Here is a 12,565-nt window from a genome sequence, read left to right on the forward strand (position 1 = left end):
CACGGGTGCTGCCCGACCGTGCCTAGACTGCCGGGCATGGCCGAGATCCTGCGAGCGACCCCTTTCCCCGTGCCTGGCGGCAAGCACATCGACGAGTTCGTCGGCCGCATCAGCACCGGCCACACGAACGTGTCGGTGGCGCACATGACAGCCCCTGCAGGGTGGTCCGAGCCGGCGCAGGTCCCGGAGTTCGACGAGGTCACCTATGTCGTCTCCGGGTCCCTGGAGGTGGAGCACCGGGACGGCACGCAGACGGTGAAGACGGGAGAGGTGGTCCTGTCCCGTGCGGGCGCGTGGGTGCGCTACGCCGCCGGCCCGGACGGCGCCGACTACCTGGCCGTGTGCGTGCCTGCCTTCGACGTGGAGGCGGCCCACCGTGAGGACTGACCAGGTCCGCGCGCTGCCCAAGGTGCTGCTGCACGACCACCTGGACGGGGGCCTGCGCGCCGCCACCGTGCTCGAGCTCGCCCGCGAGCAGGGGTACGCGGACCTGCCGGCCGACACGGTGGAGGGACTGCAGCGGTGGTTCCGTGACAGCGCCGACTCCGGCTCGCTGGAGCGCTACCTCGAGACGTTCGCCCACACGGTGGGGGTGATGCAGACCGAGCCCGCCCTGCGGAGGGTCGCGCGCGAGTGCGTGCTCGACCTGGCCGACGACGGCGTGGTCTACGCCGAGGTGCGCTACGCGCCCGAGCAGCACCTCACCCAGGGGCTGACCCTGGACGAGGTGGTGCAGGCCGTCACCGCAGGCTTCGCCGAGGGGATGTCGCAGGCGCGGGCCGGCGGGTCGACGATCGTGGTCACCACCATCCTCACCGCCATGCGCCATGCTGCACGGTCCCGGGAGATCGCCGAGCTCGCGGTGCGCCACCGTGACGCCGGGGTGGTCGGCTTCGACATCGCCGGCGCCGAGGCAGGCTTCCCGCCCTCCCGTCACCTGGACGCCTTCGAGTACCTGCGGCGGGAGTGCTTCCGGTTCACGATCCACGCGGGAGAAGGCTTCGGTCTGCCCAGCATCTGGGAGGCCCTGCAGTGGTGCGGCGCCGAGCGGCTCGGCCACGGCGTGCGCATCGTCGACGACATGACGTTGGACGGGGTGCCCGTCACCGAGGTCGGCACCCCGTTCGCGGCGTGGACCGACGAGCAGGTGGCCTCGGTCCGGCTGGGCCGCCTGGCGTCATACGTGCGCGACCGACGGATCCCCCTGGAGATGTGTCCGTCGAGCAACCTGCAGACCGGCGCGGCGGCCGGTGTCGCGGAGCATCCCGTCACCCTGCTCGAGCGCCTGCGCTTCCGGGTCACCCTGAACACCGACAACCGCCTCATGAGCGGCACGTCGATGACCAGGGAGATGGAGCTGCTGGTGCGGGAGGCCGGGTGGGAGCTCCCGGACCTGCGACGGGTGACGGTCGACGCTATCAAGTCGGCGTTCCTGCCCTACCCGCGACGCCGCGCCGTCATCGACGAGGTGATCCTCCCCGGCTACGCCCGGGTGGCCGGCGACGTCCCGGCCTCATCCAGGGGGTCGGGGCCGAGGTAGCGCGCTCGCAGCGCATCGGCGCGCTCGAGCCGCAGGACGTCCCGGCGTCTGCGCTCGGCCAGGACGGTGGCCAGCACCTGCTCCGGCGGGGCGCCCGCCGGTGGCGGCGGGGCGACGTAGCCCAGGACGTCGCTGAACAGCTGAGCGCCGGTGGCGGCCCGCGCGGACGGAGCGAGTGAGCCGGTGCGGGCGAGGAACTGCCGCACGGCGACCGTCAGTGCGTCCGGCAGGGCGGCGATGTCGGCCGAGCGAGCCCAGGGTTCCAGCAAGGGGTCCGCCCGGGGAGGGGTGGGCACCTGCAGCCGCGAGCGCTGGCGGACGACGTAGGTGCCGGCGAGGAAGTCGCCGAGGCGCTTGGCACGGGCGTTGGACGCGGCCGCGATGAGGGCGACCGAGCCCGCCGTCAGCCAGACCTCCACGACGCCTGCCAAGGCCCGGATGACGGCGTGCCGGAAGCTGATCGGCCCGGCGTCGTCACGCACGGTGCGCAGCCCGAGCGCCAGCTTGCCGAGGGTGCGGCCCCGGAGCAGGGTCTCCTGCGTCACCGGGACGGCCACCAGGGCGAGCACGGTGACGGCGATGACCGCGGCCTGGAGCAGGGCGACGTCGGCCAGGCCTCCGAGCCGGGAGACGACGAAGGCGCCGAGCAGGAGCACGACGACCACGACCAGCACGTCGACCAGCCCGGAGAGCATGCGCAGCGGCAGGCCGGCTGCCGGCAGGTCCAGCTCCACGGCCTCGGACGTGACGAAGCCCTCGGTGTCGAAGATGCCCTGGTTCGCCATGGTGGCGCCCAGACTAGCCCTGGCGGCCGACGGCTAGGCTGACCCGGTGGACCTGGACGCACTCGTGGCACGCCGGCAGCGGGCGTGGGAGCGCCTCGGCGCCCTCAGCCGCCGCCGGCGACTGGACGGAGCGGAGGCGGACGAGCTGCTCGACGGGTATGCCCGCACGGCGACGGACCTGTCCATCGTGCGCTCCAGCGCGCCCGACGCCTCGGTGGTGCACCACCTGTCGCTGCTGCTCACCGGGGCACGGCTGCGCGCGACGAGCCCGGCTCGCGCGGGCTGGGCCGGGGTGGGCCGCTTCTTCGTCGAGGACTTCCCCGCCGCGCTCTACCGGATGCGGCGGTGGTGGGTCGTGACGGCGCTGGCCAACGTCGCGGTCGGGGTCGCCCTGGGCACCTGGCTGTTCTACAACCCGGTGGTGGAGAACACCCTGCTGACACCCGCGGAGATCCAGCAGCTGGTGGACTCCGACTTCGAGACCTACTACACCGAGAACCCGGCGGGCAGCTTCGCCACTCTCGTCTGGATCAACAACGCCTGGGTCGCGGCCCAGTGCATCGCGTTCGGCGTGCTCGGGCTTCCGGTCCTGTGGGTGCTCTGGCAGAACATCTCCAACGTCGCCGTGATCGGTGCGCTCATGCACGCCGAGGGCCGGGCCGGGGTCTTCTGGGGCCTGCTGACCCCGCACGGCCTGCTGGAGCTGATGGCCATCTTCGTCGCCGCGGGGGTCGGGCTGCGGCTGTTCTGGGCGTGGGTGGACCCCGGGCCCCGCACCCGGCTGGCCTCACTGGCCGCGGAGGGCAGGTCGGCGGCGACCGTCAGCCTCGGGCTCGTGGTGGTGCTCCTCGTGTCAGGCGTCATCGAGGGCTTCGTGACGCCCTCGCCGCTGCCGACCTGGGCCCGGGTGGGCATCGGGGTCCTGGCGCTGGCGGCCTTCCTGACCTACGTGTGGACGCTCGGGCGCAGCGCGGTGCGGCGTGGCCTGACGGGCGACGTGGCCGACTCCCAGCCGGCCGACCAGGCGCCGATGGCCTTCTGAGGCCTCAGAGCAGACCCCGGGCCTTGAGCGCGAGGTAGTGGTCCGCCAGGCGCGGCGCCAGCGCCTCCGGGCCTGCCTCGATCACGTGCACCCCCATGCGTTCCAGCGCCTCTGCGGTCCTGCGGCGCAGGGCCAGGGTCCGCTCGGCTGCTGCCGCCCCGTAGACCGCGTCCACGTCGCTCAGGTCGCCGGCCATGGCCAGCACGACGGGGTCCGCCACCGATGCCAGGACCACCTGGTGGTGGGCGGTGAGCGCCGGCAGCACGGGCAGCAGCCCCTCCTCGACCGCAGCGGGGTCCAGAGCCGTGAGCAGCACGACCAGGGAGCGCCGCCGGGTGGTCGCCGTCACCGCGCCGGCGAGGAGCGACCAGTCCGCCTCGACGAGGACCGGCTCGACCGTGGCCATGGCGGTGACCATCGTGTTCAGCAGGGACGTGCGGGAGGTGTCGGGACGCACCCGGGCGCGCAGGGCCCGGTCACCGGCGATCAGGTCGACCCGGTCGCCCGCGCGGGAGGCCAGGGCCGCCAGCAGCAGCGCGGCGTCCATCGCCGCGTCGAGCCGAGGCTCGTCACCCACCCGGGCGGCGCTCGTGCGTGAGGAGTCGAGCACGAGGACGAGCCGGCGGTCCCGCTCCGGCTGCCAGGTCCGCACCACCACATGCTGCCGTCGAGCGGTGGCGCGCCAGTCGATGCTGCGCACGTCGTCGCCCTCGACGTAGTCCCGGAGGGAGTCGAACTCCGTGCCCTGGCCGCGGGTCCGCACTGCGGAACGGCCGTCGAGCTGACGAAGCCGGGCGAGCCGGCTCGGCAGGTGGCGACGCGAGCGGAACGGCGGCAGGGCACGGACCGTGCCGGGCACGACGTAGGACACCTGCCGGGCCGCCAGCCCCAGTGGGCCGTGGACCCGCAGCGTCACCCGGTCGGTCCGCCGGTCCCCGCGCCGCGTGGGGCGTAGCGCGGTCACGTACCGGCGTCGCTCCCCGGGTGGGACGTCCAGGGGGTGGCGGGCCTCGTCCGCGCCGGCAGAGGGCACCCATGCGTCCCGCAGGACGCCTCGGGCCCGTCGCCGCCCGAGGTTGTGCACCTGCACCGTGGTGGTGGTCTGCTCGCCGGTGCGGACCTGCGGCGTCCCGTCCCGGCCGTGCGTGCGCGACAGCCGCAGCGAGCTCGGTGAGGGGGCCGCCACCACGTCGACGGCCACGAGGAGCACACCCAGCAGCCCCCACAGCCACACGGTGCTGGTCGAGGGCCACAGGGCCACGGGCAGGAGCCCGGCCAGGACGAGGGCCAGGACGGGAGGTCGCAGTGCCATGGGCAGCCGCCGGTCAGCGCGGGACGGGCACGGAGTGCAGGGCCGACTCGAGCACCGAGGAGACCGAGACCCCCTCCAGCTCCGCCTCGGGCCGCAGCGACAGGCGGTGGGTGAGGGTCCCCGGGGCCAGGGCCTTCACGTCGTCGGGGGTGACGAACGAGCGCCCCGAGAGCCACGCCCACGCCCGTGCCGTGCTGAGCAGGGCCGTGGCACCACGCGGGCTCACCCCGAGCTGCAGCGAGGGCGAGCTCCGGGTCGCCCGTGCGATGTCGACGATGTAGCCGATCACCTCCGGTGTGACCTGCACGGTGCGCACGGCGCGCGAGGCAGCCGCGACGTCGGGCACCCCGGCCACCGGGTGCACGCCTGCGGCAGCCAGGTCGCGCGGGTCGAAGCCACCGGCGTGGCGCTCCAGGACGTCCACCTCCTCGTGACGCGGCGGCAGCGGCAGCACCACCTTGAGGAGGAACCGGTCGAGCTGCGCCTCAGGAAGGGGGTAGGTGCCTTCGTACTCGACGGGGTTCTGGGTGGCGGCCACGAGGAAGGGGTCGGGAAGCGCCCGCGCCCGTCCGTCGACGGTGACCTGCCGCTCCTCCATCGCCTCCAGGAGCGAGGACTGGGTCTTGGGGGGTGTGCGGTTGATCTCGTCGGCGAGCAGCAGGTTGGTGAAGACCGGGCCGGGACGGAACTCGAAGTCACTGCTGCGGGTGTCGTAGACGAGCGAGCCCGTCACGTCCCCGGGCATGAGGTCCGGCGTGAACTGCACGCGGGAGGTCGAGACGTCCAGGGCTGTCGCCAGTGCTCTCACGAGCAGCGTCTTGGCGACACCCGGCACCCCCTCGAGCAGGACGTGGCCGCGCGAGAGCAGGGCCACGATGAGACCGGTCACTGCGGCGTCCTGACCGACGACGGCCTTGCCGACCTCCGCGCGCACCCTGGTCAGGGCCTCGCGGGCCTGGTCGGGGTCGCGGTCGTGGTGGTCCGCGGGTGGAGTGGTCATCGTGGCAGGTTCCCTTCCTCGAGGGACCGCGCTGCGCGCGCGGTCCGCACCAGTGTCTCGTCGTCGTCCGCGTCGGCGTCGGCCAGCACGCGGGTGAGCTCCCGCTGGTCGACACCCGTGGCGGCGGCCACGGCATCGAGCAGGTCGGGCACGGCCGTCGTCGCAGGGAGACCCAGGCGCTCGGCCCACCGTCGGCGTGCGGCCAGCTGCAGGCTGGCGAGGGCCCGTCGGCGGTCGGCCGCGTCCTGGTAGAGCCGCGCGCGGCTCTGCGTCGTCTCCACCGAGCGGATGACGACCGGCAGGGGCTCCGGCACCACCCGCCCCAGGCGGCGTGCGCGGACCAGGCTCCAGGCCACGGCGGCGAGGAGCAGCACACCGACCGAGGGGACGAAGGCCTCCGGCAGCACATCGGTGAGGGTCCGTGCGGGGGCCTCCCCGGCGTCGAGCGGCTGTGCGACATACCAGACCAGCCTGCTCTCCCCGCCCAGTGCTCGCAGGCCCACGGCCGCGTTCGCGTCCTCCGTGATCCGACCGTTGGTGAGCGCCTCGCCGATGCCGAGCAGGAGGGTCCGTGGCCGTTCCTGTGTGGCCGGGAGCTCGACCCAGTGGCCCGCCTGCCGGCCCCCGGCCCCGAATCCGGCCGACGGCGGCAGGCAGACCCGGGCCTGCGCCGATCGGTCGGTGACCTCGACCAGCGTGCTGCCCCCGTCGACGCGGTCCCCCTCCCGCCACGGGGCTCCCTGGCAGCCCGCGTCCATCGGCGTGCCCAGGGTGAACGCGCGGGCCTCGACCGGGGCGTCCAGGAGCTCGCCGACGCCGGGCCCGGGGTCCAGCAGCACGAGCGACGCGGCTCCGGAGGCGTGGTCGCGCAGGACCTGCCCCGCGTCGGCCGAGAGCAGCTCACTACGGGCCGCGACCAGCGTGACGCCGTCGAGGTCGGTGTCCAGCAGCGCGTCGAGGCCTCGCACGACCTCCACCTCCACCCCGCGCTCGGAGAGCACCCGGGCGAGAGCCTGGGCACCGTTGGCATCGGGGTTCTCGGGGTCCAGGGGCTCGCCGTTGCGTGCGGCCAGGCCACCCAGCACGGCGGACAGCAGCGCGAGCGCGAGGACGAGGGCGGCCCACAGGAGCCAGCGCCGGTAGCGGGGGCCCGCGACGGGCCTCGACCCCTGGTCGGCACGCGCGTGGTCGGCACGCGCGCTCTCGGCCGATGTGGTCACCGGACCTGCTCCAGGGCCGGCCGTGCCCGGCTCAGGCTGCGGTCCAGGTCGCGCGCCGCCTCGGCGGACCCGCGGTCGGCGTGGCGCCCGCCGTAGCGCACCGCGTCGAACTCCCGTGCGACCCGGTCCAGCGACGCCGCGTGGCCCGGGAACGGGGCAGCCAGCAGCGCGCCCACCTCGTGTGCGGTGAGTGCCGGGACGTCGTCGAGCAGGGTGCGCCGGGCAGCGTCCGCGGTGAGCGCGCGGAAGGAGTCCAGCAGGACGGTGTCCCAGTCCTGGCGACCGGCCGCCTCGGCTGCACGGGCCCGGTAGTCCTCCGGGGTGAGGTGATCCTCCTCCAGGACTCCACCGGAAGGGGCGGCGCGCAGCGTGCTGCCGCGCCGGCGCCCGAGGACACCGAAGGTCACCGCGACCGCTGCTGCGGCAAGCACGCCGAGGACGACCAGCCATCCCAGGGACTGCGATGCCGGCACGACCTGCAGCAGGTCCGTCAGCAGGCCCACGAACCAGTCGTAGATCCGGGTGAGGAAGGGCTCTGCGCGGTTGTAGTCGGGCTGGGACAGCTCGGCGACGAGCCAGTCCCGGGCCTCGTCCCGGTCCGGGTCCAGGGCCTGCAGGGTCACGGCGTGGGTGCGGAGCACGGCGTGCCGCTACCGAGGCGTCCGCGTGCCGGCCCGCTGCAGCGCGGCCTGCTGCATGCGCAGGTCGAGGCCTTCCCTGCGGATACGCTGGTCCAGGTAGAGCAGGGCCGTCACCCCGGCCGTGAAGGGGGTCACGATGACCGAGGTGACGAACTGCACTAGGTGCTGGACCACGACGAGCCCGGTCGACATCACCGCCAGGTCGTCGGTCGCCGTCGCGGTGAGCCCCGTGAAGAGGAGCTGGACCGGGGTGGCCACGACGGAGGCGAAGATCGAGGCGAGCAGCTGGGAGAGCAGCAGGATCCCGAGCACGCGCCAGAACTGTCCCCCGGAGGTGAGTGACCAGGAGCGCCCGATGCCGCGCAGTGGCCCGGTGCGCTCGAGGACGACAGGTGCCGACGCCAGGGCCAGACGCACCCCGACCCAGACCATGAGCACCACCAGTGCGACCATCCCGAGCACGACCAGGAGGACCCCGGCCACCTCCCCCACGGCGGCGGCGAGGACCAGGGTGGGCGCGAGGACCACACCGGCGATTACCAGCAGCGCCAGGGTGGCCAGCAGGGTGACGCCCACGAGCGCGGGGATCCGACCGCGGACCGCCGCCCAGGTCTGGCCCAGCCCGACCTTGTCACCGAGCGCGGCCTCGCTCACGACGTAGATGATGAAGCCGCTCAGCGCGAGGGTGGCGAAGATCGACAGCAGCGAGGGCAGGAAGATGCCGACGAGCGAGATGTCCTCGGGGCTGAGCCGGGTGAGCGCCCCGAGCCCCAGGCTGATGAGCAGGGAGGGAAGCAGCACCACCCCCATGACCACGACGGACATGCCGAGGGTGGCCTCGGGGTTGCGGCGCATGGTCGACAGGGCCCCGCCGAAGATGTCGCCGAGGGTGAGCGGACGCAGTGGGATGACGCCCGGGCGGTGCATGCGGGCCACCTGCTCGGGGCTCAGCCCCTGCCACCCGGCGGGCGCGGGCGTGCCCCACCCTGGTCCCGGAGGCGGGCCCCCTCCGGGGCCAGGGGGGCCGTAGCCCGGTGGCGGTGGTGGCGGTGGGCCGACGCCCGGTGGCGGTGGAGGCGGTGGGCCGTACCCGGCGGGCGGGGTCGTGTCGGCGGGCGGGGTCCGCGTGGGCTCGGCCGGACCGCCCGGGGCAGCCCAGCCCCCACCGGGCGGCTCCTGGCTCATCGGTGTGCTCCCCTCGGTCCGGTCACGGCGCAGGGTCCCCCAGGAGGTCCCGGGCTCGTGCCTCGGCCACCGCGCTGGTCATCGGGAGTGCTCCCAGAGCCTGCTGCGCCCTGACGATACCTTCCTCACTGCGGCGCAGGTGGTGGCCCCTTCGCCAGAGGGTGGACAGCGACTTGCGTCGCTCGGACACGTCGCGGACGAAGCGTCGTCCGAAGGTGACCCACGGGCGACCGCTGATGCACCAGGCACCTGCGAGCAGGTCCTGCTCGGCGAGAGGCGCCACGATGTGTGCCGCGAAGATCCCCTCGACGACGACGACGGGTGCCGACCCCACCCGGACGCGCCGGCTGCCCACGCGTGCCGAGGCGCTGATGTCGTAGACGGGGACCTCGACCTCGCCCTCCCTGCAGAGGGCACGGATCGCGGCCAGCGCTGCCTCCTGGTCCCACGACCCTACGTCGTCCCAGTCGGGCAGACCGAGCGGCGACATGGGCAGCGACGGGTCTCCGGCCTCGCGGTAGAAGTCGTCGAGCTCCACCACCGGCCACCCGTGCTCGGCCTGCAGCCGGCGGGCCAGGCGTGACTTGCCGGAGCCACTGGGACCGGCGAGGACGAGGACCCTGGCGGTGGGGGCGGTCATCACGGACCGGCAGTCTAGCCGTCCGGCCTGCCTACACTGGCCCGATCATGAGGAGCACACCGCAGGGGAGCGACCGGAGCATCGCCGTCTACCGCACGCTGCCGGCCCGCATCATCGGGTGGGGGATGGCGCTGGGCGTGATCGGCATCGGCTTCGTCGTCGTGCGGACCGAGGCCCAGCTCGGCCGGCCGGTCCTGCCGCCGGTCGCCATCGCCCTGACGATCCTGGCCGTCGTCTGGGTGGTGCTGCTGCGCCCCCACGTCGAGCTGCGCCGTGACGGCGTGACCCACCGGAACCTGCTCACCGACACCGACGTCCCGTTCAGCAGGCTTCAGGAGGTCGGTCACCAGTGGGCCCTGGAGCTCACGGACACCGCGGGCCGGCGGCACAGTGCCTGGGCGGTGCCCAAGCAGCGTGAGTTCTCGGCCCGCCGGCGTTTCGACGACTTCGCCGAGACCACCTCACGGCGCCGCGGGCGGCCGGGGACCACGGCGATCGTGGTGGCCGACGACGTGCAGCGGGAGTGGCAGCGATGGAGGCTCGAGGGGGGAGTGGTGGAGCCGGACGCGCCCGCCCGCAGGCAGTGGGCCTGGAGCGCCCTCGGGCCCCTCGGCGGGGCTGCCGTGCTGCTGCTGCTCGCGCTCCTGCTCTGACGGACCCCGGAGGTCACCCCTCGGTGCGCGTCAGCTCCTCCATCGCCTCCCGCACCGCCTGCAGCCGACCTGAGGCCCGCGCGCGGGCCTGGGCCAGGGGCTCGCTCAGCGTCACAGGCACGACGGCCTCGAGGTAGACCTTGAGCTTGGGCTCGGTGCCACTGGGCCGCACGATGACCCGGGTGTCGTCCTCGAGGTAGTAGCGCAGACCCTCGGTGGGAGGAAGGTGTGCCGAGCCCTCCGCCAGGTCCTCGGCGGAGCGCACCGGCACCCCCGCGATGTGCTGGGGCGGCTGCGCGCGCAGCCGGGCCAGCACGGGTGCGATCAGGGACAGGTCGGCCACGCGCACGCTGAAGGCGTCCGTCGCGTAGACGCCGTGCCGGACGGCCAGGTCGTCGAGCACGTCCAGCAGGGTGCGGCCCTCTGCGCGGGTGACGGCCAGCAGCTCGGCGACGAGCAGCGCCGCGGTCACACCGTCCTTGTCCGGGACGCGAGCGGGGTCCACACAGTAGCCCAGCGCCTCCTCGTAGCCGTAGGCCAGCCCCTCGACGCGGCCGATCCACTTGAAGCCGGTGAGGGTCTCCACCGCCGGCAGGCCGGCCTCCTCGGCCATGGCGCCCAGGAGCCGCGAGGACACGATCGAGCGGGCCAGGACGGTGCGCCCGGCGTCCGGGCGCAGGCCACGCTGCAGGATGTGGTGTCCCAGCAGCGCGCCGACCTCGTCGCCCCGCAGCATCCTCCAGCCGTCAGGACCGGGCACGGCCACCGCACACCGGTCGGCGTCCGGGTCGTTGGCGATGACCGCGTCGGGATGGACCGCCTCGGCCAGGGTCAGTGCGGCGTCGATGGCCCCGGGCTCCTCGGGGTTGGGGAAGGCCACCGTCGGGAAGGCGGGGTCCGGGGCCTCCTGCTCCACGACCGGGGCGGGTGCGGGGAACCCTGCGCGCTCGAAGGCACGACGGATCACCTCGGCGCCCACGCCGTGCAGCGCTGTGTGCACCAGGGAGACCTCCCGCGGGGAGTCGGGCGAGACCACCGCGGCTGCCGCGTCCAGGTAGGCCTCCTCGACGTCCTCGGACAGCGTCGTCCAGCCGTCGTCGACGAGCGGGACCTGCGCCGCCGACCTGACATCGTCGATCCGGTCGGCGATCTGGCTGTCGGTCGGCGGGACGATCTGTGAACCGTCGCCGAGGTAGACCTTGTAGCCGTTGTCCTGGGGCGGGTTGTGGCTGGCGGTCACCATGACACCGGCGTCGGCACCGAGGTGACCGACCGCGAAGGCCAGCACCGGGGTGGGCAGGGGCTCGGGCAGCACGAGGGCCCGGCCGCCGGCCGCCGTCACGACCGCGGCGGTGTCGCGGGCGAAGACGTCGGAGTTGCGCCGCGCGTCGAAGCCGATGACCACCGTCGGCTCGGGGTCGACCTGCTCCTTGAGGTATGCGGTGAGGCCGGCGGCGGCGCGGATCACCACCGCCCGGTTCATCCGGTGCGGGCCCGCGCCGAGCTCACCTCGCAGGCCTGCGGTGCCGAACTCGAGGAACCCGCTGAACCGGTCGGCCAGGTCGCTGAGGTCACCGCTCTGCTCGGCGCGGGCGATGACGGCGGCGAGCTCCTCCCGCGTCTGCTCGTCGGGGTCGTCGGCCATCCAGGTGCGGGCCCGGCTGAGCAGGTCCGGCTGCGACATACGCCCACCTTCGGCGGCCATCAGATGCGCCCCACGATGTCCGCGAGCAGGCGCCCGCACCGCTGGGCGGCGGCCTGGCCCGCCTCGATGACCTCCTGGTGCGACAGCGGCACCTCACTGATGCCGGCCGCGGCGTTGGTGACCAGCGAGACGCCCAGCACCTCCATGCCGGCCTGGCGGGCAGCGATCGCCTCCAGCGTGGTGGACATGCCCACGAGGTCGGCACCGATGACGCGGGCCATCTGCACCTCCGCAGGGGTCTCGTAGTGCGGCCCGCGGAACTGGGCGTAGACACCCTCGGGCAGGTCGGGGTCGACCTCGTGGGCGATCGCCCGCAGCCGGGGGCTGTAGAGGTCGGTGAGGTCGACGAAGGTGGCGCCCTCCACCGGGGAGTGGGCGGTGAGGTTGAGGTGGTCACGGATCAGCACCGCCGTGCCGGGCTGCCACTCCGGGCGCAGCCCCCCGCACCCGTTGGTCAGCACGATGGAGGAGCACCCGGCAGCCGCGGCGGTGCGCACGGCGTGCACGACCGCCCGCACGCCCCGGCCCTCGTAGAAGTGGGTGCGGGTGCCGAACACGAGTGCCCGTCGGTCCGTGCCGGCGATCCGGACCGAGCGCATCGTGCCGCTGTGGCCCTCGACGGCAGCCTGCGCGAATCCCGGGACGTCGGTGTTGTCGACGGTGGCCAGCGTCTCGCCCACCATGTCGGCTGCGGGCCCCCAGCCGCTGCCGAGCACGAGGGCGACATGATGGCTGTCGGCGCCGGTGCGGCTGGCGATCACGTCCGCCGCGGCGCGGGCCACGGCGAACGGGTCGGTCTGTGGGTCGGAGAGGTCGAGAAGTGCATGGTTGCTCACCCGCGC

At 74.0% G+C, this 12,565-nt stretch carries 13 protein-coding genes; 4 read left to right on the forward strand and 9 right to left on the reverse strand.

Annotated elements, in window-relative coordinates; translation table 11 throughout:
- The first annotated feature begins 36 nt into the window (after positions 1-36).
- A complete protein-coding gene (locus LVO85_RS06125; RefSeq protein ID WP_232746522.1) occupies positions 37-387 on the forward strand; it encodes a cupin domain-containing protein in 351 nt (116 codons plus the stop codon).
- A complete protein-coding gene (locus LVO85_RS06130) occupies positions 377-1,540 on the forward strand; it encodes an adenosine deaminase (RefSeq protein ID WP_232746523.1) in 1,164 nt (387 codons plus the stop codon). Before LVO85_RS06125 ends, LVO85_RS06130 begins: the two co-directional genes overlap by 11 nt.
- On the opposite strand, the gene LVO85_RS06135 is transcribed toward LVO85_RS06130, so the two are convergent.
- The gene (locus LVO85_RS06135; protein WP_232746524.1) at positions 1,483-2,325 is read right to left on the reverse strand and encodes an RDD family protein; all 843 of its coding nucleotides are present in this window, start codon (positions 2,323-2,325) and stop codon (positions 1,483-1,485) included. The genes LVO85_RS06130 and LVO85_RS06135 overlap by 58 nt on opposite strands.
- Positions 2,326-2,371: 46 nt before the next feature.
- Here LVO85_RS06135 and LVO85_RS06140 point away from each other — a divergent pair, with 46 nt between their 5' ends.
- Positions 2,372-3,367: a stage II sporulation protein M gene (locus LVO85_RS06140; RefSeq protein WP_232746525.1), complete on the forward strand. Its 996-nt coding sequence runs from the start codon at positions 2,372-2,374 to the stop codon at positions 3,365-3,367.
- Positions 3,368-3,371: 4 nt separating this feature from the next.
- Here the strand turns inward: LVO85_RS06140 and LVO85_RS06145 are convergent, their stop codons facing one another.
- The 6 genes from LVO85_RS06145 to LVO85_RS06170 all read right to left on the reverse strand — a co-directional run bounded on the left by LVO85_RS06145 (position 3,372) and on the right by LVO85_RS06170 (position 9,365).
- A complete protein-coding gene (locus LVO85_RS06145; RefSeq protein ID WP_232746526.1) occupies positions 3,372-4,679 on the reverse strand; it encodes a DUF58 domain-containing protein in 1,308 nt (435 codons plus the stop codon).
- A gap of 13 nt (positions 4,680-4,692) precedes the next feature.
- Positions 4,693-5,679 (reverse strand): AAA family ATPase, encoded by a 987-nt coding sequence (locus LVO85_RS06150; RefSeq protein WP_232746527.1) that lies wholly within the window; start codon positions 5,677-5,679, stop codon positions 4,693-4,695.
- Positions 5,676-6,899, reverse strand: a complete 1,224-nt coding sequence (locus LVO85_RS06155) for a DUF4350 domain-containing protein (protein ID WP_232746528.1) — start codon at positions 6,897-6,899, stop codon at positions 5,676-5,678. Before LVO85_RS06155 ends, LVO85_RS06150 begins: the two co-directional genes overlap by 4 nt.
- Positions 6,896-7,540, reverse strand: coding sequence for a DUF4129 domain-containing protein (locus tag LVO85_RS16970; protein WP_232746529.1), 645 nt, complete (start codon positions 7,538-7,540; stop codon positions 6,896-6,898). The genes LVO85_RS06155 and LVO85_RS16970 overlap by 4 nt, the downstream gene beginning before the upstream one ends.
- Positions 7,541-7,549: 9 nt before the next feature.
- Positions 7,550-8,467 (reverse strand): glycerophosphoryl diester phosphodiesterase membrane domain-containing protein, encoded by a 918-nt coding sequence (locus tag LVO85_RS06165; RefSeq protein ID WP_232746530.1) that lies wholly within the window; start codon positions 8,465-8,467, stop codon positions 7,550-7,552.
- A 280-nt stretch (positions 8,468-8,747) separates the two neighbouring features.
- Entirely contained in the window at positions 8,748-9,365 is a 618-nt protein-coding gene (locus tag LVO85_RS06170) for a uridine kinase family protein (protein WP_232746531.1), read from the reverse strand.
- A 47-nt stretch (positions 9,366-9,412) separates the two neighbouring features.
- Between LVO85_RS06170 and LVO85_RS06175 the strand changes: the two genes are divergently transcribed.
- A complete protein-coding gene (locus LVO85_RS06175; protein ID WP_232746532.1) occupies positions 9,413-10,018 on the forward strand; it encodes a hypothetical protein in 606 nt (201 codons plus the stop codon).
- Positions 10,019-10,031: 13 nt separating this feature from the next.
- On the opposite strand, the gene LVO85_RS06180 is transcribed toward LVO85_RS06175, so the two are convergent.
- Together LVO85_RS06180 and LVO85_RS06185 are read right to left on the reverse strand one after the other, a co-directional pair.
- Positions 10,032-11,702, reverse strand: coding sequence for a phospho-sugar mutase (locus LVO85_RS06180; protein WP_232746533.1), 1,671 nt, complete (start codon positions 11,700-11,702; stop codon positions 10,032-10,034).
- Positions 11,703-11,722: 20 nt separating this feature from the next.
- A complete protein-coding gene (locus LVO85_RS06185; RefSeq protein ID WP_232746534.1) occupies positions 11,723-12,559 on the reverse strand; it encodes a purine-nucleoside phosphorylase in 837 nt (278 codons plus the stop codon).
- Positions 12,560-12,565: the final 6 nt, after the last annotated feature.

Origin of the sequence: Ornithinimicrobium sediminis (assembly GCF_021272345.1) — a bacterium.
Classification (GTDB): domain Bacteria; phylum Actinomycetota; class Actinomycetes; order Actinomycetales; family Dermatophilaceae; genus Ornithinicoccus; species Ornithinicoccus sediminis_B.